The sequence below is a fragment of the Nocardioides sp. NPDC054178 genome (assembly GCF_055585005.1).
On record NZ_JBVJKY010000001.1, the window covers coordinates 720732 to 745748 of the forward strand.

A 25017-nucleotide genomic window follows, 5' to 3' on the forward strand; every position below is an offset into this window, starting at 1 on the left:
TACCCCCGCCCCCCCCCCCCCCCCCCCCCGCGCCCCCCCCCCCCCCCCCGCGCCCCCCCCGCCCCCCCCCCGCCCCCCCCCCCCCCCCCCGCCCCCCCCCCCCCCCCCCCACGGGGGTGACGCCTCGGCTGGGGATTGTCACCAGCGGGAGTGGACGGCCTCGCGGAAGTGCGTGTCGTAGATCCGGCGTACGCCGGAGAGCAGCTCGTCCGAGAGCGGCGGGAGCGAGCCGGCGGCGGAGTTGGCGTGGGCCTGGGACGGGTTGCGGGCGCCGGGGATGACGGTGGTGACGCCGGGCTGCTGGGCCACCCAGGCGAGGGCGACCTGCGCCGGCGTCGCGCCCTCGGGGCCGTGCTCGGAGACCAGGGCGGCGAACTCCTGTGCGGCCGCGACCCCGGTGGCGAAGTCGACGCCTGAGAACGTCTCGCCGACGTCGAAGGCCTCGCCGTGACGGTTGTAGGAGCGGTGGTCGTCGGCGGCGAAGGTCGTCGACTCCGAGTAGCGGCCCGACAGCAGCCCGGAGGCCAGCGGCACCCGCGCGATGATCCCGACGCCGGCCTCCGCGGCAGCCGGAAGCACGAGATCCAGCGGCTTCAGCCGGAACGCGTTCAGGATGATCTGGACGGAGGCCACGTGGGGGCGGGCGATGGCGGCCAGCGCCTGGTCGCACGTCTCCACGCTGACGCCGTACGCAGCGATCACCCCTTCCGAGACCAGGGTGTCCAGGGCGTCATAGGTGGCCGAGGACTCGATCGTCTCCGACGGCGGGCAGTGCAGCTGCACCAGGTCGATCGTGTCGACCCCGAGATTGGTGCGCGAGCGGTCCAGCCACTCGCGGAAGGCCGCAAGCGTGTAGTTCGAGGGCACCTGCTCCACTCGGCGCCCCATCTTCGTCGCGACGAAGATGCCGTCCTGCGACCGCAGGAACCGCCCGATCACCTGCTCGCTCCGGCCGTCCCCGTAGACGTCGGCGGTGTCGAGGAAGGTCACCCCGTCGCCCACCGCGGCCTCGAGCACCGCCAGGGCATCCGACTCGCTGACCTCGCCCCAGTCGGCGCCGAGCTGCCAGGTGCCGAGGCCGATGACCGACGCCGAGCGTCCGATCCTTCCGAAGGTGTGGCTCTCCATGCCGCCCAACGTACTGGAGCCCGCCGATTTGGCGGCGCCCCGCGGCGTACGCATAATTGTTCTTCGAAACCAGAGACCGCCGGTTGTCAGGTGCGCATGCACCCGATCGAAGGAACCGCTGAGATGCGGACGGCCAGCGTAGGTAAGAGCAAGACGAGAACGTACGTCACGCCCTGAGCCTGCGCTCGGGGCGTTTGTCATTCAGGGCCCTCGTCGGTGGGATCGATTCCCGGAAGAAGGAGACCCATGGCGCGGGCTGACAAGCAGACTGCCGTTGCCGAGATCGCTGACGAGTTCAGCGCCTCGAGCGGTGTCGTGCTGACCGAGTACCGTGGTCTCACCGTCGGCGAGCTGAAGACTCTTCGTCGCTCGCTTGGTGAGAGCGCTAACTACGCCGTGGTCAAGAACACGCTGGCCAAGATCGCTGCCTCCCAGAGCGGCATCGAAGGCTTCGATGACCTGCTGACCGGCCCGACCGCGATCGCCTTCATCAAGGGTGACGTCGTCGAGGCGGCCAAGGGTCTGCGTGACTTTGCCAAGGCCAACCCCAACCTTGTCATCAAGGGCGGGTACCTCGACGGCAAGGCCATCGACGCTGCTGAGGTTGGCAAGCTTGCCGACCTCGAGTCGCGCGAGGTCCTGCTCGCCAAGCTTGCGGGCGCGTTCACCGCGTCGCTGTCGCAGGCTCTGTACGCCTTCAACGCTCTGCCCTCGAAGACCGCGCAGCTCGCTGCCGCTCTCGAGGCCAAGGCCGCGGAGGACCCCTCGATCCTCGCAGGTGGTGCCGCTGAGCCGGCTGCCGCCGAGGAGGCTCCGGCCGAGGCCTGATGGCCCCGGTCGTAACTAACCACCACCTGTAACCCGGTTCGCTGCGTACTCAACCAACAACGCAACGGGCCACCACGAAAGGAAATGCCATCATGGCGAAGCTCTCCACCGACGAGCTGCTCGACGCTTTCAAGGAGCTCACCCTCATCGAGCTCTCCGAGTTCGTCAAGGCCTTCGAGGACACCTTCGGTGTCACCGCTGCCGCTCCGGTCGCCGTTGCCGCCGCCGGCGCCCCGGGTGCCCCGGCCGCCGCCGCCGAGGAGGCCAAGGACGAGTTCGACGTCATCCTCGAGTCCGCTGGTGACAAGAAGATCAACGTCATCAAGGAGGTGCGCGCTCTGACCTCCCTCGGTCTGAAGGAGGCCAAGGAGCTCGTCGAGGGCGCCCCCAAGGCTGTCCTCGAGGCCGCCAACAAGGAGACCGCTGACAAGGCGAAGGAGGCCCTCGAGGCCGCCGGCGCCACGGTCACCGTCAAGTGATCTGAGGGCTTCGGCCCTTGAAACCGGGCTCGGCGGTCTCCGCCGGGCCCGGTTTCTGTCTACATCGCGGATACAGTTCCGCAACAGATCGGTCAGGCTGCAGCGCAGCACCGCGATCGTGCGAACCGCAGGTGGCTACTCCTGAGTAGCCACCTGCGGTTTGTTTCGTTATCTTGAACACACACCGGGCGTGAAAGGTCGCAATCCGACCGTCGACGTGTGGGCTGGGGGAGTTCGTCTCGGGTGGTGATCACCGTCATCGTTCGCAGGCCGCCATGGTTTACAAAAGTGTGACGCGTGTCGCGGGAAGTGCGTAACCTCCGTCACACTCTGCCGTTAGTCGGGCAGTGGGGGACTTGAGGGAGACCCTCGCGAACAGGAAGGGAGCCGGCCCGGATGGGTGTAGACGTAAAGATCGAAGGGCTGACCAAGAGCTTTGGTAAGCAGCTCATCTGGAAGGATGTCACGCTGACGCTGCCTGCGGGCGAGATCAGCGTGATGCTGGGGCCGTCCGGCACGGGTAAGTCGGTGCTCCTCAAGACCCTGATCGGTCTGATCAAGCCCGACACGGGCTCGGTGGTCATCGAGGGCGTCGACATCGCCAGCTGCTCGGAGCGGGATCTCTACGAGGTCCGCAAGCTGTTCGGTGTGCTGTTCCAGGACGGCGCCATGTTCGGGTCGATGGATCTGTTCGACAATGTCGCGTTCCCGCTTCGTGAGCACACGAAGAAGAGCGAGTCCGAGATCCGCAACATCGTCATGGAGAAGATGGACCTGGTCGGTCTGATCGGTGCGGAGAACAAGCTTCCCGGTGAGATCTCGGGTGGTATGCGCAAGCGTGCCGGACTGGCGCGTGCCCTGGTCCTGGACCCGGAGATCCTGCTGATCGACGAGCCCGACTCAGGTCTGGACCCGGTGCGCACCGCGTTCATCAACCAGCTCTTCATCGACCTGAACGCGCAGATCGACGCGACGTTCCTGATCGTGACCCACGACATCAACTCCACGCGTACGGTGCCGGACAACATCGGCCTGCTCTACCACAAGCACCTGGCGATGTACGGGCCCCGCGAGATGCTGCTCAGCTCCGAGGAGCCGGTGGTGCGGCAGTTCCTCAATGCCCAGACGATCGGCCCGATCGGTATGTCGGAGGAGAAGGACGCCGACGAGCTGGCTGCGGAGAAGGACATGGGTCTGCCGCCGCTGCCGCCGATCCCGATGCAGCTGGAGCCGTCCAACGGCATCCCGCGCAAGTACCAGCGCCCCCCGGGTGCCTGGTGCCGCGAGAACGGTGTCACCCCGCCGCCGGGATCGTTCCGGCCTGATGCCGCCATGGCTCCCGGCGGCGTGAAAGCAGACCCCACAGAGGCTCCTCACTGATGTCATCTCTGACCGCCGCCAGGGTCCTGAAGCCGATCGGGACCGCTGGCTCGCTCTTCGCGTTCGGACTGGACGTGGGGCGAGCCGTCTTCCGGCGCCCCTTCCAGTTCCGAGAGTTCATCCAGCAGGCGTGGTTCATCGCGTCGGTGACGATCGTCCCGACCGCGCTGGTCGCGATCCCCTTCGGTGCGGTCATCGCGCTGCAGGTCGGTGGGCTCGTCGTCCAGTTCGGCGCGCAGTCCTTCGTCGGGTCGGCCGCGGTCCTCGCGGTCGTCCAGCAGGCTGCCCCGATCGCGACCGCGCTGCTGGTCGCGGGTGCCGGTGGTTCGGCGATCGCCGCCGACCTCGGTGCCCGGAAGATCCGTGAAGAGCTCGACGCGATGATGGTTCTGGGCATCGACCCGATCCAGCGTCTGGTGGTCCCCCGCGTACTCGCCGCGATGATGATCGCGGTCTTCCTCAACGGCCTGGTCTCGATCGTCGGGGTCATGGGTGGGTACGTCTTCAACGTCATCATCCAGGGCGGCACCCCGGGTGCCTACCTGGCCAGCTTCACCGCACTGGCCCAGATGGCCGACCTGTGGCAGGGCCTGGCGAAGGCGCTCATCTTCGGTCTCATCGCGGCGATCGTGGCTTCGTACAAGGGCATGAACGCGGGTGGCGGTCCGAAGGGCGTCGGTGACGCCGTGAACGAGTCGGTCGTCATCACCTTCCTGCTGCTGTTCATCGTCAACTTCGTGATGTCTGCGATCTTCTTGCAGATCGTCCCGAGCAAGACCTGAGGAGGCGAGACGGATGGCGAACATCAAGGCGATCTACCAGAAGCCTGCCAAGAGCCTCGACCACCTCGGTGACGAGCTCGGCTTCTACCTGCGCGCGATCGCGTGGTCCCCACGCACCCTGACGCGCTACAAGAAGGAGATCCTCCGGATCCTCGCCGAGGTCACCCTCGGCTCCGGCGCGCTGGCCGTCATCGGCGGCACCGTCGGCGTGATCCTGGCGATGACCTTCTTCACCGGGGCCCAGGTCGGGCTCTCCGGCTACACCGCCCTCGACCAGCTCGGCACCTCGGCGTTCTCGGGCTTCGTCTCGGCCTACTTCAACACCCGTGAGATCGCGCCGCTGGTCGCCGGCATCGCGCTCGCCGCGACGGTCGGCTGCGGATTCACCGCCCAGCTCGGCGCGATGCGGATCTCGGAGGAGGTCGACGCGCTCGAGGTCATGGCGATCCCGTCGCTGCCGTTCCTGGTGACCACCCGGATCATCGGCGGCCTGATCGCGATCGTGCCGCTCTACGTGGTCGGTCTGCTCTCCTCCTACGTCGCCACCCGGTTCACGGTGACGCTCTTCTACGGGCAGAGCGCCGGCACGTACGACCACTACTTCAACACCTTCCTGCCGCCCGGCGACGTGCTGTGGTCCTTCGGCAAGGTGCTGATCTTCTCGGTCGTGGTGATCCTGATCCACTGCTACCACGGCTACAACGCCTCCGGCGGTCCCGCAGGGGTCGGCGTCGCGGTCGGTAAGGCGGTGCGTACGAGCATCGTCGCCGTGTCCGTGCTCGACCTGATGCTCTCGATGGCGATCTGGGGCAGCACGACGACGGTGAGGTTGGCGGGATGACTCAGACACTCACGCGCGACGAGATCCAGCACAACCTGCCCACGCCCCACAAGAGGAGCGCGGTGGCGCTCGCCTGGGGCCGGCAGAAGGGCAAGATCCTCGGGATCGTCTTCCTCGCGCTGGTGCTGGCTGCGCTCGTCCTGACCTGGGCGCAGTTCACCAACAGGTTCGCCCGCTACGAGGAGATCACCCTCAAGGCCGACCGCATCGGTCTGCAGCTCCCCGAGCGCGCCGACGTCAAGGTCCGTGGCCTGATCGTGGGCGAGGTCCTCGACATGAAGCCGACCGACGAGGGCGCCGAGCTGACCCTGGGGCTGTTCCCCGACGAGATCAGCAAGGTCCACCCGGACGTGACCGGCGCGATCCTCCCCAAGACCCTCTTCGGCCAGAAGTACGTCTCGCTGGTCCCGCCCGACACCGACTTCACCGAGCCGATCAAGGCCGGTGCCGTCATCGAGAAGACCAAGATGGCCACCGAGGTCCAGGCCGTGCTGCGTGACCTCTACCCGCTGCTGCGGACGATCCAGCCGGCCGACCTCAACAACACGCTCAACGCGCTGGCCACCGCGCTCGAGGGCCGCGGCGACAAGCTCGGGGAATCGCTGGACACCCTCGACTCCTACCTGAAGCGGCTGAACCCCGAGATCCCGGCGCTGATCGAGGACCTCGAGCTCGCCACCGAGGTCTCGGGCACCTACCAGGCCGTGCTCCCCGAGATCGGTCAGATCCTGCGCAACACCATCGTCACCGCGACCACGCTCGAGGACCGCGAGGTCGAGCTCAACAAGATGCTGACCGACGTCACCGCCTTCTCCAACACGGCCGACGACTTCCTCGACGACAACGGCGACACGCTGATCCAGGTCGGCGAGGTCGGCCGGCCGGTCACCCAGACGCTGGCCCGCTACTCCCCGATGTTCCCGTGCCTCATCGGCGGCATGGACATCCTGACCGACGAGTTCACCGAAGTGTTCCGCAACTACACCGTGCACATCACCCTGGAGACGCTGCCGCACCAGTCGCGTCCCTACTCGACCAAGGACAAGCCGCGCTTCGGCGAGGACAGCGGGCCCTACTGCGGTGAGATGCCGAACGCGTCCTGGAGCCAGAAGAAGCCGTTCGCGCCGTTCCCGAACAAGGACGACGGTGTCGACGAGCCCACCGGAAAGGGCGTCATGCGCTCCGCCACCGGGACGACCGGTTACTCGGCCCTGTCCTATGTCGGTACGTCGGCCGAGGCCGATGTCATCAACGAGCTGTTCGCCCCGGGGATGGGCATGAGCGCCGACGAGGTCCCCGACCTCGGCGCGCTGATGCTCGGTCCGGCCGCGCGTGGAGCGGAGGTGAGCTACGAATGAGCGCCGTGAAGCTCTTCGACGCCAAGACCTTCCAGGACTTCTGGAAGCTGGTGATCTTCGTGATCGTCACGACCCTGGCCACCGGCCTGCTCGCGATCACCATCGGCAATGTCACCTTCGGGCAGAGCGATGAGTACAAGGCGGTCTTCACCGACGTCACCGGTGTGAACAAGGGCGACGACGTACGCATCTCCGGGGTCAAGGTGGGCTCGGTCAAGGGCATCGAGATCTCCGACGACGCCCGCAGCGCGGTGGTCACCTTCACGGTCGACAGCGCGCAGCAGATCGCGACCACGACCGAGGCGACGATCAAGTACCGCAACCTGATCGGCCAGCGCTACCTCGCGCTGACCAACCAGCTGGTGGGCGACGCCTCCGCGATGCAGGAGGGCCAGACCATCCCGGTCGGGCAGACCCACCCGGCGCTCGACCTGACGGTGCTCTTCAACGGCTTCAAGCCGCTCTTCCAGGCGCTGTCGCCCAACGACGTCAACACTCTGTCCTACGAGATCGTCCAGGTCTTCCAGGGCGAGGGCGGCACGCTGGAGAGCCTGCTCTCCCACACGGCCTCGCTGACCTCGACGCTGGCCGAGAAGGACCAGGTCATCAACGCCCTGATCGACAACCTCACCGAGGTGCTCGAGCACGTGGGCGACCGCGAGAAGGAGCTCTCCAGCCTGATCGTGACGTTCCGTGACTTCGTCGGCGGTCTCAACAAGGACCGCGAGGCGATCCTCGGCTCCCTGGACCAGATCTCGGCGCTCTCCGTGGAGACGGCCGACCTGGTGCACGAGGCGAAGGACCCGCTGCTGGAGGACCTGCGGCAGGCCCGGAGGTTCTCCGACGAGGTGGCCAAGGACAAGCGCCAGCTCGACGACGCCCTCGAGCTCCAGCCGATCAAGCTGGACAAGATCGGTGCGACGGCCAGCTACGGCGGATGGTTCAACTTCTACCTGTGCGGCCTGCGGGGCACGATCCGCGACCCTGAGGGCAAGGACCTCGACATTCCGCTTTATCAGCCCGGTCAAGCGAGGTGCAACCTCGGATGATTCCCTTCCGCGAACGTAACCCGGTCAAGATCGGTGCCGTCTCGATCGCCGTCCTCATCATGATGTTGGTGATGGCGTTCAAGGCCGACAGCCTGCCGCTGATCGGTGGGGGCACCACCTACTACGCCAACTTCTCCGAGGCCGGTGGCCTCAAGACCGGCGACGAGGTCCGGGTGGCCGGTGTCCGGGTCGGCAAGGTCAACACGATCGAGCTGGACGGCAACCAGGTCAAGGTCGGCTTCAAGATCCGGGAGAAGGTCAACTTCGGTGAGAACTCCGGAGCCGGCGTACGCGTGAAGACGCTGCTCGGCGACATGTTCCTGGAGCTGCAGCCGGCCGGCGAGGGCCAGATGAAGGCGGGAGCCACCATCCCGGTGGACCGCACGGAGTCTCCCTACGACGTGGTCGAGGCCTTCGAGGGCCTGGCCGACACCTCCGCCAACATCGACAAGGACCAGCTCGCCGCAGCGCTCACCACGCTCGCCGACCTGACCCGGACGACGCCGGAGGAGTTCCAGGCCGCCCTCACCGGCGTCTCCGACCTCTCCCGCAACCTGGCCGCCAAGGACGAGCGCATCGACTCGCTGCTCACCCAGCTCGACCGGGTGACGAAGGTGCTCGACGAGCGCGACGAGGACCTGATCACGCTGATGAACGACGCCAACCAGCTCTTCGCGGCGCTGGTCGAGCGGCGCGAGGCGGTCCACAATCTGCTCATCTCCACCCAGCAGCTCTCCAAGGAGCTCTCCCAGCTGGTCGACGACAGCCGTGCCGACCTCAAGCCGGCGCTGGAGAGCCTCGACGTGATCCTCGACGTCTTCACGAAGAACGAGGAGAACCTCGAGAAGTCCCTGCGGCTGATGGCGCCGTTCTACAAGGTCTTCAACAACACCCTGGGCAACGGACCCTGGTGGGACACCTACATCCAGAACATGCCTCCCGTTCCTGCGCTTACCGGGAGGACCCCATGAGCGAGCGCCAGCGAGTGAACATGAAGATCAACACGGTGCCGCGCCCGTATTCTGGCGCTTGCGCTACGGGGGTGGCGGCGTGAACAAGTTCATCGTTCCCGTCATCATCGGTGCTCTCGTTCTCGGGGTCGGCGCCTGGGCGCTGGTCCGCGACACCGGCGAGAAGACGCTCGTGGCGCACTTCCCGCGCACCGTCTCGGTCTACGAGGGCAGCGACCTGCGCGTGCTCGGCGTCGCCGTGGGCAAGGTGACCGCGGTCGAGCCCAACGGCACCGACGTGAAGGTCACGCTGGAGTACAAGGGCGACGTCGACCTGCCCGCGGACGCCAAGGCCGTGATCATCTCGCCGTCGATCGTCGGCGACCGCTACGTCCAGGTCACCCCCGCCTACGACGGCGGCAAGAAGCTGGCCGACGGTGCGGTGCTGAGCACCGACAAGACCTCGGTCCCGGTCGAGCTCGACCAGATCTACTCCAGCGTCGACGACCTCGTGGTCGCGATCGGTCCCGACGGTGCCAACAAGAACGGCGCCCTCACCGACCTGCTGCAGCAGACCGCGAAGAACCTCGGCGGCCAGGGCGAGAAGATCAACTCGACGATCGGTGACCTCGGCAAGCTGACCAAGACGCTCGACAACCGCGACGAGCAGTTCTTCGACTCCGCCGAGCAGCTCGAAGGCTTCATCGGCACGCTCGCCGAGAACGACAAGACCGTACGCGACTTCGCCCAGGCGCTCGCCGAGGTCTCCTCGATGCTGGAGGGTGAGCGCGAAGAGCTCGCCGCGTCGATGAAGAACCTTTCCGTGGCGCTGAACAAGGTGACCCAGTTCGTCCGGGACAACAAGGCGATCCTGCGCGAGGACATCCAGAGCCTCAACCGGATCGGCAAGGTCCTCGTGCGGCAGCGCAAGGCCCTCGACGAGAGCCTGCGGACCGCTCCGCTGGCGCTGAACAACCTGGGCCTGGCGTACAACCCGGAGACCGCCACGCTCGACACCAACGCCAACATCACCATGGTGCTCGACGAGATCATCCAGAACCCGGCCTCGTTCCTGTGCAGCCTCGTGGACCAGGCGACCAACGGCAGCAGCGCCGAGATCTGCTCGCAGATCCGGCAGATGCCGGGCCTGAACCGCTCCGCGGCGATCGGCCTCGGCACGGGTTCGTCCTACGGAGTGCCCTATGACATGTCGCTCGGCGGCCTGGTGGAGGTGAAACGATGACCACGATGAAGCGCGCCGTCCAGGCGTTCGTCGGTGTGATCGCCGGCGCCCTGATGCTGACCGGCTGCGGCACCTTCTCCGTCTACGACCTGCCCCTCCCGGGCGGCGTGGACGCCGGTGACGACGCGATCTCGGTCACCGCCCAGTTCCAGGACACCCTCGACCTGGTGCCCCAGTCGACCGTGAAGCTCGAGGACATCGACGTCGGCAAGATCAACAAGATCTGGCTCGACGACGGCGTCGCCACGGTCGAGATGCTGCTGAAGAAGGACGTCAGCCTGCCGAGCAACGCCCGGGCGTCGATCCAGCAGACCTCCCTGCTGGGCGAGAAGTTCGTCTCGCTGGAGCGGCCCGCCGAGCCCGAGTCGACCAAGCTCACCGACGGCTCGACGATCCCGCTGTCGCAGACCGGCCGCAACCCGGAGATCGAAGAGGTCTTCAGCGCGCTGAGCCTGCTGCTCAACGGTGGTGGGGTCGCCCAGCTGAAGACGATCTCGACCGAGCTCAACAAGGCGCTCGCCGGCCGCGAGGACTCCGCCCGCTCCGTGCTCCACCAGGTGGAGAAGCTGGCGCGCGACCTCGACAACAACAAGGAGAAGATCGTCGCGGCCATCGAAGCGCTCGATGCGCTGGCGAAGGCCACCAACGCGCAGATGGGTTCCATCGACGCCGCCCTCGACGAGCTGCCTTCGGCGATCTCCAGCATCGACAAGCAGCGCGCCGACCTGGTCAAGATGCTCAAGGCCCTGGAGCGGCTCGGCGACACCGGCGTACGCGTCATCCGGGCGTCCAAGGACAACACCCTCGGCATCGTCAAGGACCTCAAGCCGCTCCTGACGAACCTCGCCGACTCCGGCGACGACTTCGTCCGGGCGATGAACACGATCCTGACCTACCCGTTCGTCGACCAGGCGGTCGGTGGCTCGCCGCAGGCCGCGCGCAACCTGCACATGGGTGACTTCGTCAACCTCGATGTCACCGTCGACCTCAACCTCGACACCCTGCTCCAGAACGCGCCCCGGGTGGGCGACACCGTCTGCTGGGGTCTCGAGGAGATCAACCGGAAGCTGAAGACCTATCCCGACGAGGAGACGGCCCTCGACTGGCTCAACAACCTCACCAACGTCTGCAAGGACGGCGGGCTGGCCAGCGCCATCGACACCTGCCAGGAGGCCCTGACCGGACAGTCCACGGCGCCTCAGGCCTGCGTGACGGGTGTGCTGGGTTCGATCGGGAAGACCCTCGACGGCCTGCTCGGGCTCGGGGCGCCCTCCACCAGCGGCGGGAGCACCACCGACGACGGCTCCGGGTGCGTGCTGCTCCTCTTCTGTCGTGCCGGGGCGACTCCGGGAACGCATGCGGTGACCTACGACGAGCTGAGCAAGGAGCTCGACCCCGGTCTGACCTCGCTGATGATCCCCGCGCTGAGCACCTCGGGCAACACCCACCAGGAGGGCGTCTCATGATCACCCGCCGTACGAAGATGCAGCTGATGATCTTCTTGCTGATCACCCTCGTCGGGGTCAGCTTCGTCGGTGCGCGCTACGCCCGCCTGGGGTCCCTGTTCGTCAAGGACCACTACGTCGTGATGGCCCACTTCGCGCAGTCCGGTGGCATCTACGAGGACGCCGAGGTCGACTACCGCGGCGTCAAGATCGGCCAGGTCGGTGAGCTGATCCTCAACCGCAGCGGCGTCGACGTGACCCTGAAGATCGACAAGGACTGGAAGGACAAGATCCCGGCCGACAGCCTCGCCGTGGTCGGCAACCGCTCCGCCGTCGGTGAGCAGTACGTCGAGCTGCAGCCGCAGTCGAAGGGCGGGCCCTACCTCCAGGAGGGCTCCGAGATCGCCCGCGCCGCGACGACCACGCCACTGCCGACCGAGAAGCTCCTCGAGGACGTCACCACGACGGTGAACTCGGTCGACCAGAAGGCGCTGACGACGACCATCGACGAGCTCGGCAAGGGTTTCGCCGGCACCGGTCAGGACCTGCAGACCATCATCGACACCGGCACCGCCTTCGTCGAGACGGCCGACCAGAACTTCGCCCTGACCACCCAGCTGATCCGGGACAGCAACACGGTCCTCCAGGGCCAGTTGGACAGCAGTTCGGCGATCAAGTCGTTCGCGAGCGACCTGGAGCTGTTCACCGGCACTCTGGCCGGCTCCAACAAGGACCTGATCCGGCTGATCGAGAGCGGCTCGGCCAGCTCGATCGAGCTGCGCCAGTTCCTCGAGCAGAACGGCGTGGACATCGGCGAGCTCCTCAACGAGGTGCTGGTGACCGGGAAGGTCGTCCGGAAGAACCTGCCCGGCGTCCGGCACCTGCTCTCGATCTTCCCGGTCGTCGTCGAGGGCAGCTTCGCGGTCGTCGACGTCGGCCACCCCGGCCTGGCGCAGGCCCACTTCGGGTTGGCGCTGACCAGCCAGGCGCCGTGCAAGCAGGGCTACGAGAGCACCAAGAAGCGCAGCCCGCTGGACCTGGAGAGCCGTCCGTTCAACACGCAGGTCTCCTGCACCGAGGACCCGAGCAAGTCGAACCCGCGTGGCTCCAGCCAGGTGCCGCGTGCCGCCGTCGGTGACACCGGCTCGATCGCCAGCTTCGACCCGGACACCGGCGAGCTGACCTGGGGCGAGGCCGAGGACACCACGGTGTCGACCGCCGCTCCCTCCTCCTACGGCGAGGACGCCTGGAAGTGGCTCTACCTCCAGCCGATGGAGACCGAGTAGCCCACTGACCACCACGCAGCCGACCCGGGGTCGGGGCCCCGGAAGTGCTGCCGCATCGACCGATCCGCCCGCGGCGTACGGTGTTGATGCTTGGAAATGGCTCCTGGAGCCGCTGACCACAGAGAGTGATCCGTCTTGAGCACCACGACCGACCCCGGACCCGACACGGAGACCGGCTCAGAGACCGACCAGACGACCGCGAAGCGGGGCGCACTGCTCCGCTGGGGTGTCCTGGCCCTGCTGATCGCCGTCATCCTGGCTGCGGTCGGCTACGTCGGCTGGCAGCTGACCCGCGGCGCCGACGAGTCGGTGGTGAGCCAGCGCGAGCAGGTGATGTCCGCGGCCGACAAGTTCGTCGGGCGGGTCAACACCTACGGTCCCGACGACGTCGGCAGCGACAAGAAGACGATGCCGAAGTATCGCGAGCGGGTGGGTGAGCTGCTGACCCCGAAGTTCGAGAAGAGCTTCCTGGGCAACGTCGCCTTCGCCGAGGCCACCGTCGTCCAGCAGGGCGTCGGTCGCACCACGAGCGTGCACAGCACGGGCGTCGCCGGCCTCGACGAGGACAGCGCCACCGTGCTCGTCGTCGCCGAGCTCGCGATCAGCTACCCCAAGGCCGAAGGCTCCGAGGAGCGCGTCGAGGCGGCGCGTCAGCTCGCCCGGACGGAGGTGGAGCTGGTGAAGCAGAACGGGAAGTGGCTGGTCGACGACTGGTACCCCGCCGAGGAGGCTCCTACATCGGAAAGCAGCGAGGGGGTGACACCATGAGTTCCACGATGACTAGTCCGACCTGGTACGACCTGCTCGACGTCGAGCCCGACGCCGCCACCGACGACATCCGTGCGGCGTGGAAGGCCGCGATCGCCGACCTGGACCCGACCGACCGCCGCTTCCGCACCCTCAACGAGGCCGCCGCGGTCCTGCTGGACGAGGAGAAGCGGGCTGCGTACGACGCGGAGCTGGCCGCTCTCGAGGAGGCCGCGGTCGAGGAGGACCTCGAGGACGAGGCCGACGTGGCCGATGAGGCCGAGGCGGCCGACGAGGCCTCTGACGACGACGAGCCGGCCGAGACGGAGCCAGCTGCCGAGGCGGCACCCGCCGCCGGGCGTACGCTGCCGCTGCTCCCGACGTGGGGGCTGGTCGCCGCCGGCGCGCTGGCCCTGGCCGCGGTCGTCGCGGCCGGCGTGGTCTTCTTCGGGCAGGAGAAGGTCACCACCGTCGCCAACAACAACGTCACGACCAGCACCGTCGAGGGTGCGGTGGGCAAGCAGATCACCCGCAACCACAAGCTCCTCGTCGAGGAGCAGGGCGCCGACGCGCTCGAGGCGGCCAAGAAGGCCGTCGTCCCGCTGCTCTCCTACGACTACAGCAAGATGGACGAGTCGAAGAGCAAGGCTCACGACGTGATGACGAAGGACTACCGCGAGGACTACGACCGGCTCTTCGCGGTGCTCGTCGACAACGTCCCCGAGACGAAGACCGTGGTGAAGACGCTCGCCCCGGTCGACGCCGGCGTCATCCGGGTCTCCGAGGACACCGTCCAGATCCTCGTGCTGGTCGACCGTCAGGTCACCAACGCCCAGCGCAGCACGCCGATCGGCTACCAGGAGTACGCGATGCTCACGATGACCAAGGTCGGCGACGAGTGGCTGGTGGACAAGGTCGAGACCCAGCCCAGCCAGGACTAAGCCCCGGTCGGGCCCGGGCTCCCAGGCCTCCGGGCTACCTGTCAAGTGATTGGAATAACTTTTCCGTGGGTCGGACCGATTGGCGCGGATGCTTGACCCGGGGTGCCGATGGGGCGCATGATCATCCGCGATGCTCGACGATGGCACAGCACGAACAACGCCGACGGTCGAGTGCCGCAGGTGTGAATGAAGGTACGCCGGACTTGTAAAGAGGCCCGGTGTTGTGAAGTGCGCTTTTGTGCCGTACTATGGCGCTTTGCGCATGCCTTCATATGCCCCTCAGCCTGCCCGGTGGCTGTTCGGTGGTCGGCAGCGCGAATCCACCTGCGAACCTTGTCGAAGGATTCCTCTTGGCCGCGCGCACCTCGTCGGGTGACTCCACCCCTCGCCGCATCTCTTTCGCTAAGATCTCAGAGCCTCTCGAGCTTCCCAAGCTCCTCGCCCTCCAGACCGACAGCTTCGACTGGCTGATCGGTAACGAGCGCTGGCAGGAGCAGGTCGCCGCCCGCGAAGCAGCGGGCGAGGACGTGTCTCACAAGTCCGGTCTACAGGAGATCTTCGAGGAGATCTCCCCGATCGAGGACTTCTCGGAGACGATGTCCCTCTCGTTCGAGAGTCCTGTCTTCTACGACCCCAAGTACACCGTCGAGGAGTGCAAGGAGAAGGACTTCACCTACTCCGCGCCTCTCTATGTCTCGGCGGAGTTCACCAACAACGACACCGGTGAGATCAAGGGCCAGACGGTCTTCATGGGCGACTTCCCGCTCATGACCGACCAGGGCACCTTCGTGATCAACGGCACCGAGCGTGTGGTCGTCTCGCAGCTCGTCCGGTCCCCGGGCGTCTACTTCGAGCGCACCGCCGACAAGACGTCCGACAAGGACATCTACACCGCCAAGCTGATCCCGAGCCGCGGCGCCTGGCTCGAGTTCGAGATCGACAAGCGCGACCTGGTCGGCGTCCGCCTCGACCGCAAGCGCAAGCAGAACGTCACGGTGCTGCTCAAGGCCCTCGGCTGGACCAACGAGCAGATCCGCGAGGAGTTCGGCGAGTACGAGTCGATGATGCTGACCCTCGAGAAGGACAGCACCACCGCTCAGGACGACGCGCTCCTCGACATCTACCGCAAGCTGCGCCCGGGCGAGCCCCCGACGCGTGAGGCCGCGCAGACGCTGCTGAACAACTACTACTTCAACCCGAAGCGCTACGACACCGCCAAGGTCGGTCGCTACAAGGTCAACAAGAAGCTCGGTCTGACCGAGGCCTTCGACCAGCAGACCCTGACCGTCGACGACATCGTCGCGACGATCAAGTACGTCGTGGCCCTCCACGACGGGCGTACGCAGCTCGACATGCCGCAGGGCACGATCGACATCGCCGCCGACGACATCGACCACTTCGGCAACCGCCGGATGCGGACGGTCGGCGAGCTGATCCAGAACCAGCTGCGTACGGGCCTGGCTCGTATGGAGCGCGTGGTGCGCGAGCGGATGACGACCCAGGACGTCGAGGCGATCACGCCGCAGTCCCTGATCAACATCCGTCCCGTGGTCGCTGCGCTGAAGGAGTTCTTCGGCACCTCGCAGCTGTCGCAGTTCATGGACCAGAACAACCCGCTCGCGGGCCTGACGCACAAGCGGCGTCTGTCGGCTCTCGGCCCGGGTGGTCTCTCCCGTGACCGCGCCGGCATGGAGGTCCGAGACGTCCACCCGTCGCACTACGGCCGGATGTGTCCGATCGAGACCCCTGAAGGTCCCAACATCGGTCTGATCGGTTCGCTGGCCTCCTTCGGCCGGATCAACCCGTTCGGCTTCGTCGAGACGCCCTACCGCAAGGTCGAGAACGGTGTCGTCACCGACAAGATCGACTACCTGACCGCCGACGACGAGGACCGCTTCGTCATCGCGCAGGCCAACGCGGCCGTCGACGAGAACATGAAGTTCGCGACCGAGCGCGTGCTGGTCCGCCAGCGCGACGGTGAGGTCTCCGAGCTCCTGGCCGACGAGGTCGACTACATCGACGTCTCGCCGCGCCAGATGGTGTCGGTCGCGACCGCGCTGATCCCGTTCCTCGAGCACGACGACGCCAACCGTGCGCTCATGGGCGCCAACATGCAGCGTCAGGCGGTGCCGCTGGTCCGCAGCGACTCGCCGCTGGTCGGCACGGGTATCGAGTACCGCGCGGCTGTCGACGCCGGTGACGTGCTCGTCGCGAAGAAGGCCGGTGTGGTCAAGGAGGTCTCCTCCGACCTGATCGAGACCCTCAACGACGACGGCACCTACACGTCGTACAAGCTCGCGAAGTTCGAGCGCTCCAACCAGGGCAACTGCGTCAACCAGCAGCCGCTGGTCGACGAGGGCGCCCGGGTCGAGGTCGGCTCCCCGCTGGCCGACGGTCCGGCGACCCAGGGTGCCGAGATGGCGCTGGGTGCCAACCTCCTGGTCGCCTTCCAGTCGTGGCAGGGCCACAACTACGAGGACGCGATCATCCTCTCCCAGCGTCTGGTGCAGCAGGACTACCTCACCTCGATCCACATCGAGGAGCACGAGGTCGACGCCCGCGACACCAAGCTGGGTCCGGAGGAGATCACCCGGGACATCCCGAACGTCTCCGAGGAGATGCTGGCCGACCTCGACGAGCGCGGCATCATCCGCATCGGCGCCGAGGTCACCACCGGTGACATCCTGGTCGGCAAGGTCACCCCGAAGGGCGAGACCGAGCTGACCCCGGAGGAGCGCCTGCTCCGCGCGATCTTCGGTGAGAAGGCGCGCGAGGTCCGCGACACCTCGATGAAGGTTCCGCACGGCGAGGAGGGCACCGTCATCGGTGTCCGCGTCTTCGACCGTGAGGAGGGCGACGAGCTGCCCCCGGGCGTGAACCAGCTGGTTCGGGTCTACGTGGCGCAGAAGCGCAAGATCTCCGTGGGTGACAAGCTCGCCGGCCGTCACGGCAACAAGGGCGTCATCGCGAAGATCCTGCCGGTCGAGGACATGCCGTTCATGGAGGACGGCACCCCGGTCGACGTGCTGCTCAACCCGCTCGGTGTTCCGCGTCGTATGAACATCGGACAGGTCCTGGAGCTCCACCTCGGTTGGCTCGCCAAGCAGGGCTGGGACCTCAACCTCTCCGAGGACCCCGAGGACAGCGCCTGGAAGCAGCGCCTCATCAAGATCCACGCCGACAAGGCCGAGCCGGGCACCAAGGTGGCCACCCCGGTCTTCGACGGTGCGCGTGAGGACGAGATCACCGGTCTGCTCAGCGCGACCCTCCCCAACCGGGACGGTCGGCGTGTGGTCGGCACCGACGGCAAGGCCCGCCTCTTCGACGGTCGCTCCGGCGAGCCGTTCCCGGAGCCGGTGGCCGTGGGCTACATGTACATCCTCAAGCTGCACCACCTGGTCGACGACAAGATCCACGCCCGTTCGACCGGTCCGTACTCGATGATCACCCAGCAGCCGCTCGGCGGTAAGGCCCAGTTCGGTGGCCAGCGCTTCGGTGAGATGGAGGTCTGGGCGATGGAGGCGTACGGCGCCGCCTACGCCCTGCAGGAGCTCCTGACCATCAAGTCGGACGACGTGCCCGGCCGCGTGAAGGTGTACGAGGCGATCGTCAAGGGCGAGAACATCCCCGACTCGGGTATCCCGGAGTCGTTCAAGGTTCTCGTCAAGGAGATGCAGTCGCTGTGCCTGAACGTCGAGGTGCTGAGCCAGGACGGTTCGGCGATCGAGCTCCGTGACGCGGAGGAAGACGTCTTCCGCGCCGCCGAGGAGCTCGGCATCGACCTCTCCCGTCGCGAGCCCTCTTCCGTAGAGGAAGTCTGACGAGCGGGAGGTGCGCCCCCGGGCGTACCTCCCTCCCTCAGTCCCCTTTAACTTTCCAAGAACTAACGAAGGAACTGGAAGCCACCGTGCTCGACGTCAACTTCTTCGATCAGCTCAAGATCGGCCTGGCCACCGCGGACGAGATCCGCGCGTGGAGCCACGGCGAGGTCAAGAAGCCTGAGACCATCAACTACCGCACGCTCAAGCCCGAGCGTGACGGCCTCTTCTGCGAGAAGATCTTCGGTCCCACCCGGGACTGGGAGTGCTACTGCGGCAAGTACAAGCGCGTGCGCTTCAAGGGCATCATCTGTGAGCGCTGTGGCGTCGAGGTCACCCGCTCGAAGGTACGCCGCGAGCGCATGGGCCACATCGAGCTCGCCGCTCCGGTGACCCACATCTGGTACTTCAAGGGCGTTCCGTCGCGGCTGGGCTACCTGCTCGACCTCGCCCCGAAGGACCTGGAGAAGGTCATCTACTTCGCTGCGTACATGATCACCTCGGTCGACGAGGACGCGCGTCACCGCGACCTGTCCTCGCTCGAGGCCAAGGTCGACCAGCAGCGCAAGATGCTGACCGGCCGGCTCGACGTGGCGATCAACGACCGCGCCAAGAAGCTCGAGACCGACCTGGCCGCGCTCGAGGCCGAGGGCGCCAAGTCCGACGCCAAGCGCAAGGTCAAGGACGGCGCCGAGCGCGAGATGAAGCAGCTGCGCGACCGCACCGAGCGTGAGGTCAACCGTCTCGACGAGGTCTGGGACACCTTCAAGAACCTGAAGGTCCAGGACCTCATGGGCGACGAGCTGCTCTACCGCGAGATGAAGACCTGGTTCGGCAAGTACTTCGAGGGCCACATGGGCGCCACGGCGATCCAGAAGCGCCTCGAGAACTTCGACATCGAGGCCGAGGTCGAGAACCTGCGCGAGACCATCGCCACCGGCAAGGGTCAGCGCAAGGTCCGCGCGCTCAAGCGCCTCAAGGTCGTCGACGCCTTCCGCAAGACCGGCAACCAGCCGACCGGCATGGTGCTCGACGCCGTCCCGGTCATCCCGCCGGACCTGCGCCCGATGGTGCAGCTCGACGGTGGCCGCTTCGCGACCTCCGACCTCAACGACCTCTACCGTCGTGTGATCAACCGCAACAACCGCCTCAAGCGTCTCCTCGACCTCGGTGCCCCCGAGATCATCGTGAACAACGAGAAGCGGATGCTGCAGGAGGCCGTCGACTCGCTCTTCGACAACGGTCGTCGTGGCCGCCCGGTCACCGGGCCGGGCAACCGTCCGCTGAAGTCGCTCTCCGACATGCTCAAGGGCAAGCAGGGTCGCTTCCGTCAGAACCTGCTCGGTAAGCGCGTCGACTACTCCGGCCGTTCGGTCATCGTGTCGGGTCCGCAGCTCAAGCTGCACCAGTGCGGTCTGCCCAAGCAGATGGCCCTGGAGCTGTTCAAGCCGTTCGTGATGAAGCGCCTGGTGGACCTGAGCCACGCTCAGAACATCAAGTCCGCCAAGCGGATGGTCGAGCGTGCTCGCCCGGTCGTGTGGGACGTCCTCGAAGAGGTCATCACCGAGCACCCGGTTCTGCTGAACCGTGCGCCCACCCTGCACCGCCTCGGCATCCAGGCCTTCGAGCCCCAGCTGATCGAGGGTAAGGCCATCCAGCTGCACCCGCTCGTCTGCACCGCGTTCAACGCGGACTTCGACGGTGACCAGATGGCTGTCCACCTGCCGCTGTCGGCAGAGGCCCAGGCCGAGGCTCGCATCCTGATGCTCTCGACCAACAACATCCTCAAGCCGTCCGACGGTCGTCCGGTCACCATGCCGACCCAGGACATGATCATCGGTCTCTACTTCATCACCTCCGACCGCGAGGGTGAGGTCGGCGAGGGCCGTGCCTTCTCGTCCCCGGCCGAGGCCATCATGGCCTTCGACCACCTCGAGATCACGCTGCAGTCGAAGATCAAGATCCGTCTCGACGACATCGTCCCGCCGATCGGCTACGACGTGCCGGAGGGCTGGACCGCGGGCGACCCGATCGTCCTGGAGACCACGCTGGGCCGGGTGATCTTCAACGACACCCTCCCCGCCGACTACCCCTTCGTGAACTACGAGGTCGGTAAGAAGCAGCTCGGCGCGATCATCAACGACCTCGCCGAGCGTTACACCAAGGTCGAGGTCGCGGCGTCGCTGGACGCGCTCAAGGACAACGGCTTCCACTGGGCCACCCGTTCGGGTGTCACGGTCTCCATCGACGACGTCACCACGCCGCCGAACAAGGCCGAGATCCTGGAGACGTTCGAGACGCAGGCTGCCAAGGTGCAGAAGCAGTTCGAGCGTGGTCTGGTCACCGACGAGGAGCGCCGTCAGGAGCTCGTCGAGATCTGGACCGAGGCCGCCAAGGTCGTCGGTGCCGCGATGGAGCAGGCGTTCGACCGCAAGAACCCGATCTTCATGCAGGTCACCTCGGGTGCTTCGGGTAACTTCAACCAGATCCGCCAGGTCGGCGCCATGCGAGGTCTGGTGGCGAACCCGAAGGGCGAGATCATCCCGCGGCCGATCAAGTCGAACTTCCGCGAGGGTCTCTCCGTCCTGGAGTACTTCATCTCCACCCACGGTGCTCGTAAGGGTCTGGCCGACACCGCGCTGCGTACCGCCGACTCGGGTTACCTGACCCGTCGTCTGGTGGACGTCTCGCAGGACGTCATCATCCGTGAGGACGACTGCGGCACCGAGCGCGGTCTGCCGAAGGTCATCGGCGTCGACCAGGGCGGCGTCGTCGTCAAGGACGACAACGCCGAGACCGCTGCGTACGCTCGCACGGCTGCCGTCGACATCGAGCACCCGTCGACCGGCGAGGTTCTCGCGGTCGCCGGTGAGGACCTGGGCGACGTCAAGATCGAGGAGCTGGTTCGCGCCGGCATCACCGAGGTCAAGGTCCGTTCGGTCCTCACCTGTGAGGCCCGCACGGGTACGTGTGCCAAGTGCTACGGCCGTTCGCTGGCCACCGGCAAGCTCGTCGACATCGGTGAGGCGGTCGGCATCATCGCCGCCCAGTCCATCGGTGAGCCCGGCACCCAGCTGACCATGCGTACGTTCCACACCGGTGGTGTGGCCTCGGCCGACGACATCACTCAGGGTCTGCCGCGTGTCGTCGAGCTCTTCGAGGCGCGTACGCCGAAGGGTGTCACGCCGATCTCCGAGGTCGCCGGACGCGTCGAGATCGAGGAGACCGACAAGGCCCGCAAGGTCCTGGTCACCCCGGACGACGGCTCCGAGGTCAAGGAGTACGTCGTGTCGCGCCGCTCGCGTCTGCGGGTTGCCGACGGCGACCACATCGAGGTCGGCCAGGCGCTGACCATCGGTACGCCGGACCCCAAGGAGGTCCTCCGTATCCTCGGTGTCCGCAAGACGCAGCAGCACCTCGTCGACGAGGTCCAGCAGGTCTACCGGAGCCAGGGTGTGTCGATCCACGACAAGCACATCGAGATCATCGTGCGGCAGATGCTGCGCCGGATCACGGTGCTCGAGTCCGGTGACACCAACCTGCTGCCGTCCGACCTGGCCGACCGCATCGACTTCGAGTCGGAGAACCGGCGCGTGGTCTCCGAGGGCGGCAAGCCGGCCTCGGGTCGTCCGGAGCTGATGGGCATCACCAAGGCCTCGCTGGCTACCGAGTCCTGGCTGTCGGCGGCCTCCTTCCAGGAGACCACCCGCGTCCTCACCGACGCTGCCATCAACGGCCGCTCCGACTCGCTGCGCGGTCTGAAGGAGAACGTCATCATCGGTAAGCTCATCCCGGCCGGCACCGGCCTGGAGCGCTACCGCAACATCAAGGTCGAGCCGACCGATGAGGCTCGCGCCGCGGCGTACTCCGTGACCGGTTACGACAACTACGACTACGAGTTCGGCAACACCGGCGGCCAGGCCGTCGCGCTGGACGACTTCGACTTCGGTTCGTACCAGAGCTGAAGCGTGTGGTCTCGAAGGCCCCGTCTCCTCAGGGAGGCGGGGCCTTCGCCCTTTCCGGGCACTGCTCAGGGGATCAGCAGCCAGCGGCCGTCCGACCCCGGCGCCGCATCCGCCTCCTGATAGGCCTCGGCGGCCTTGCTGAGCGGGCGGGTCGCGGCGATCCGGGTCGGCACGGTGCCGTCGGCCGCGAGCCTGAGGAGGTCGGCGAGGGTCGCCCCGTCGGGGTGGCTCATCACGGTCGCGACCTCGATGCCGCGCTCGGGCGCCGGCGCGCGGCCGGGCTTGACGCTGACGTAGCGGCCGCCGTCGCGTACGCCTGCCAAGGCCGGTTCGTTGAGCGCGGCCAGGTCGAGGACGGCGTCGTGCGCGTGCGGCGCGATCTCGGTGACGGCCCGGTCGGCGCCGGTGGCGAGATGCTCGGAGCCGGGGCGTACCAGGGCGTCGACCTTCCAACCGTCGGCTTTCGCGAGCGCCAGTGCCCACAGGCCGACCCCGCCGGCGGCACCGGTGATGAGGAGGCTGCCGCGTTCGGGGCCGAGCAGGTCGAGGGCCTGACGTGCCGTGAGCGCGTTGAGCGGAGCCGCCGCGGCCGCCTCGATGGAGAGTCCGTCGGGGAGCAGCGCTGCATCGGCCGCGGGGAGCACGACCTCGCTCGCGTGCGCCCGGGCACCTGCGGCCGGGTTGCCGTGGAAGCCGGCGACCCGGTCACCGACGGCGAACTCGGAGACCGCCTGGCCGACCTCGGTGACCACGCCGCTGAAGTCGAAGCCGAGGCCGATCACGTCGGGGAGCCCGATGGGTGCGTGGTCGGCGGCGACGAAGGCGTCGAAGAGGGTGAAGCCGGCGGCGGCGACCTCGACCCGGATCTCGTCGGCGCCGAGCGGCTGCGCCGGGAGCTCCTCGAGGTGCGGGGTCGGGTCGCCGGCGCGGGAGATGAGTGCGTACATGGTGTTCGTCCTTTGTGGTGGTCGACTGGTTGCACGTACTACTTTCGGTGCCCTACTCTCCTTTGGGAAGAAGGCACTTTGAAGTGGCGTACGCACCTGGAGGTCTGTCATGGCGACGACGACGGCCGAGCGGCCCGGCGGAATCGAGAACAGCGGATTCGACGCGTTCTCGGCGCTGTGTCCGAGTCGGCGACTGCTGGACACGATCGGCGACAAGTGGGTGAGCCTGGCGATCGTGGCGCTGGGGCTCCGCGGCCCGCTGCGGTATTCGGAGCTGGCCTCGCAGATCGAAGGGGTGAGCCAGAAGATGCTGACCCAGTCGCTGCGGAAGATGGAGCGCGACGGCCTGCTGATCCGGACGGTGACCCCGTCGGTGCCGGTGCGGACCGACTACGAGCTCACCCCGCTCGGGCAGACCCTGCTGCCGGTCATCGGCCACCTCAAGGCCTGGGCCGAGGAGCACATGCCCGAGGTGGACGCGGCGCGGACGGCGTACGACGGCAGGGCTTGAGATTTTCTCGAGGTCCGACGCAACGAAGCGTGCGGTCCGCGCGTCTCAGGGTTGGGACGATGAAACTGGCTGGATGTATCTGGCTGGCATCTGCTACTCGAGGAGCGAAGATGCGGCACCTACGACTGATGGTGGTCGGAATCGGGGTCCTCGGCGTGCTCGCGGTGGGAGGTTGTGGGTCGACGAAGGACGGGGCGGTCGACTCGTCACCATCTGCCTCCGGGACCGCGGATCCCGCCCAAGCGAGCAGCACACCATCGTCCCCGACTCAGTCCTCACCGGCGGCCACGGGGGGTTCGCCGGTGAGGACTGAGTCCTCTTCTCCTTCGGATCCTGCGTCGGCGGATCCGAAGACGCCGAAGTGCGCCGACGCCGACCTGAAGGCCGGCTATCGCGCGACCGATGCGGGCGCGGGCTCGCGGTTCGGCGAGATCACGCTGACCAACGTCTCCGACCGTGCCTGTGCCCTGGGTGGGTTCGGCGGGCTGTCGTACGTCGGCGGTGGCGACGGCACCCAGATCGGCGCGCCTGCGGCGCGTGAGGGCAAGTGGCGCACGGTGATCATGAAGCCGGGGCAGGTGGCGGTGAGCGAGGTCTCCGAGTCGACGGCGGAGAACTACCCGGCCTCGGACTGCAAGCCGACCGAGGTCGACGGCTTCCGGGTCTTCGTCCCGGACTCCTACGAGTCCCAGTTCGTCCGTCACGAGACCACCGGGTGTGCGGACAAGAACGTGTCGCTCCTGACCCACCACGCGTTCCACTAGAAGGCCGACGGCTGCTGGGCATATAGGCAGGTCGCCAGCGATAAATTCGTTTACCCTCTGGGGCATGGCAGCTGATCTGGACAGACACGTCCGCGGGATCGTCGACGGTGTCGCCTACCTGGTGCTGGCGACCACGGATCCTGACGGGCGGCCGCGCACCTCGCCGGTCTACTTCTCCCACGACGGCTACCGGGACCTCTACTGGGTCTCGGCACCCGACGCGCAGCACTCGCGCAACATCGTGCGTGACCCGCGCGTGGCCGGGGTCATCTTCGACTCCTCGGTGCCGCCGGGCTCGGGAGCGAGCGCTGCCTACGTCACCGGGATGGCGCGCCAGGTGCCCGACTTCGAGCTCGAGAAGCGCTGCGAGGTGGCGTTCCACCGGCTGGTCGGGACGGCCCGGGCGTTCAAGCCCGCCGAGCTGCGCGGCGAGGCGCCGCTGCGGCTCTATGTGATGGACGTCGAGCTCTGGGAGGCACACCTGCCCGGTGTCGACCCGGACGACGAGGCGGCACCGGAGACCCGGGTCGAGGCGGCACCGGAGCTCTGAGGGCT

At 67.1% G+C, this 25017-nt stretch carries 20 protein-coding genes; 18 read left to right on the top strand and 2 right to left on the bottom strand.

Going from position 1 to position 25017, the window contains the following annotated elements; all coding sequences use genetic code 11:
- Positions 1-138: 138 nt before the first annotated feature.
- Positions 139-1128 (bottom strand): aldo/keto reductase, encoded by a 990-nt coding sequence (locus ACZ6WN_RS03540; protein WP_465862737.1) that lies wholly within the window; start codon positions 1126-1128, stop codon positions 139-141.
- Positions 1129-1374: 246 nt separating this feature from the next.
- Here ACZ6WN_RS03540 and rplJ point away from each other — a divergent pair, with 246 nt between their 5' ends.
- The 15 genes from rplJ to ACZ6WN_RS03615 all read left to right on the top strand — a co-directional run bounded on the left by rplJ (position 1375) and on the right by ACZ6WN_RS03615 (position 22240).
- A complete protein-coding gene (gene rplJ / locus ACZ6WN_RS03545) occupies positions 1375-1956 on the top strand; it encodes a 50S ribosomal protein L10 (protein WP_336736151.1) in 582 nt (193 codons plus the stop codon).
- Positions 1957-2048: 92 nt separating this feature from the next.
- On the top strand, positions 2049-2435 hold the full coding sequence (gene rplL / locus ACZ6WN_RS03550; protein WP_357339959.1) for a 50S ribosomal protein L7/L12: 387 nt from the start codon (positions 2049-2051) through the stop codon (positions 2433-2435).
- A gap of 396 nt (positions 2436-2831) precedes the next feature.
- The gene (locus tag ACZ6WN_RS03555) at positions 2832-3815 is read left to right on the top strand and encodes an ABC transporter ATP-binding protein (protein WP_465862739.1); all 984 of its coding nucleotides are present in this window, start codon (positions 2832-2834) and stop codon (positions 3813-3815) included.
- Positions 3815-4597: an MlaE family ABC transporter permease gene (locus ACZ6WN_RS03560; protein ID WP_378729197.1), complete on the top strand. Its 783-nt coding sequence runs from the start codon at positions 3815-3817 to the stop codon at positions 4595-4597. Before ACZ6WN_RS03555 ends, ACZ6WN_RS03560 begins: the two co-directional genes overlap by 1 nt.
- A 13-nt stretch (positions 4598-4610) precedes the next feature.
- Positions 4611-5438, top strand: coding sequence for an MlaE family ABC transporter permease (locus ACZ6WN_RS03565; protein WP_378729196.1), 828 nt, complete (start codon positions 4611-4613; stop codon positions 5436-5438).
- Complete coding sequence (locus ACZ6WN_RS03570) at positions 5435-6796, top strand: MCE family protein (RefSeq protein ID WP_465862740.1); 1362 nt, start codon at positions 5435-5437, stop codon at positions 6794-6796. The genes ACZ6WN_RS03565 and ACZ6WN_RS03570 overlap by 4 nt, the downstream gene beginning before the upstream one ends.
- Positions 6793-7845 carry an MCE family protein gene (locus tag ACZ6WN_RS03575; RefSeq protein WP_465862741.1) on the top strand — a complete coding sequence of 351 codons (1053 nt, stop codon included), beginning with the start codon at positions 6793-6795 and terminating at the stop codon, positions 7843-7845. The genes ACZ6WN_RS03570 and ACZ6WN_RS03575 overlap by 4 nt, the downstream gene beginning before the upstream one ends.
- Positions 7842-8816, top strand: coding sequence for an MCE family protein (locus ACZ6WN_RS03580; protein WP_465862742.1), 975 nt, complete (start codon positions 7842-7844; stop codon positions 8814-8816). Before ACZ6WN_RS03575 ends, ACZ6WN_RS03580 begins: the two co-directional genes overlap by 4 nt.
- A 79-nt stretch (positions 8817-8895) precedes the next feature.
- Positions 8896-10038 (top strand): MCE family protein, encoded by a 1143-nt coding sequence (locus ACZ6WN_RS03585; protein ID WP_465862744.1) that lies wholly within the window; start codon positions 8896-8898, stop codon positions 10036-10038.
- Positions 10035-11504, top strand: coding sequence for an MCE family protein (locus ACZ6WN_RS03590; protein ID WP_465862745.1), 1470 nt, complete (start codon positions 10035-10037; stop codon positions 11502-11504). Before ACZ6WN_RS03585 ends, ACZ6WN_RS03590 begins: the two co-directional genes overlap by 4 nt.
- The gene (locus ACZ6WN_RS03595) at positions 11501-12769 is read left to right on the top strand and encodes an MCE family protein (protein ID WP_465862746.1); all 1269 of its coding nucleotides are present in this window, start codon (positions 11501-11503) and stop codon (positions 12767-12769) included. Before ACZ6WN_RS03590 ends, ACZ6WN_RS03595 begins: the two co-directional genes overlap by 4 nt.
- Before the next feature lie 135 nt (positions 12770-12904).
- Positions 12905-13537 (top strand): hypothetical protein, encoded by a 633-nt coding sequence (locus ACZ6WN_RS03600; protein ID WP_465862747.1) that lies wholly within the window; start codon positions 12905-12907, stop codon positions 13535-13537.
- The gene (locus tag ACZ6WN_RS03605) at positions 13534-14457 is read left to right on the top strand and encodes a J domain-containing protein (protein WP_465862749.1); all 924 of its coding nucleotides are present in this window, start codon (positions 13534-13536) and stop codon (positions 14455-14457) included. The genes ACZ6WN_RS03600 and ACZ6WN_RS03605 overlap by 4 nt, the downstream gene beginning before the upstream one ends.
- 350 nt (positions 14458-14807) lie before the next feature.
- Positions 14808-18278 carry a DNA-directed RNA polymerase subunit beta gene (gene rpoB / locus ACZ6WN_RS03610; RefSeq protein ID WP_465862750.1) on the top strand — a complete coding sequence of 1157 codons (3471 nt, stop codon included), beginning with the start codon at positions 14808-14810 and terminating at the stop codon, positions 18276-18278.
- 86 nt (positions 18279-18364) lie between these two features.
- The gene (locus ACZ6WN_RS03615) at positions 18365-22240 is read left to right on the top strand and encodes a DNA-directed RNA polymerase subunit beta' (protein WP_465862751.1); all 3876 of its coding nucleotides are present in this window, start codon (positions 18365-18367) and stop codon (positions 22238-22240) included.
- A 65-nt stretch (positions 22241-22305) separates the two neighbouring features.
- Here ACZ6WN_RS03615 and ACZ6WN_RS03620 read toward each other — a convergent pair whose 3' ends face one another.
- Positions 22306-23187 carry an alcohol dehydrogenase catalytic domain-containing protein gene (locus tag ACZ6WN_RS03620; protein ID WP_465862752.1) on the bottom strand — a complete coding sequence of 294 codons (882 nt, stop codon included), beginning with the start codon at positions 23185-23187 and terminating at the stop codon, positions 22306-22308.
- Between the two features lie 109 nt (positions 23188-23296).
- Here ACZ6WN_RS03620 and ACZ6WN_RS03625 point away from each other — a divergent pair, with 109 nt between their 5' ends.
- The 3 genes from ACZ6WN_RS03625 (at position 23297) to ACZ6WN_RS03635 (ending at position 25012) form a co-directional block, all read left to right on the top strand.
- Positions 23297-23698 carry a winged helix-turn-helix transcriptional regulator gene (locus ACZ6WN_RS03625; protein ID WP_465862754.1) on the top strand — a complete coding sequence of 134 codons (402 nt, stop codon included), beginning with the start codon at positions 23297-23299 and terminating at the stop codon, positions 23696-23698.
- A gap of 302 nt (positions 23699-24000) precedes the next feature.
- The gene (locus ACZ6WN_RS03630) at positions 24001-24462 is read left to right on the top strand and encodes a DUF4232 domain-containing protein (protein ID WP_465862756.1); all 462 of its coding nucleotides are present in this window, start codon (positions 24001-24003) and stop codon (positions 24460-24462) included.
- 64 nt (positions 24463-24526) lie between these two features.
- The gene (locus tag ACZ6WN_RS03635) at positions 24527-25012 is read left to right on the top strand and encodes a pyridoxamine 5'-phosphate oxidase family protein (protein WP_465862758.1); all 486 of its coding nucleotides are present in this window, start codon (positions 24527-24529) and stop codon (positions 25010-25012) included.
- Positions 25013-25017: the final 5 nt, after the last annotated feature.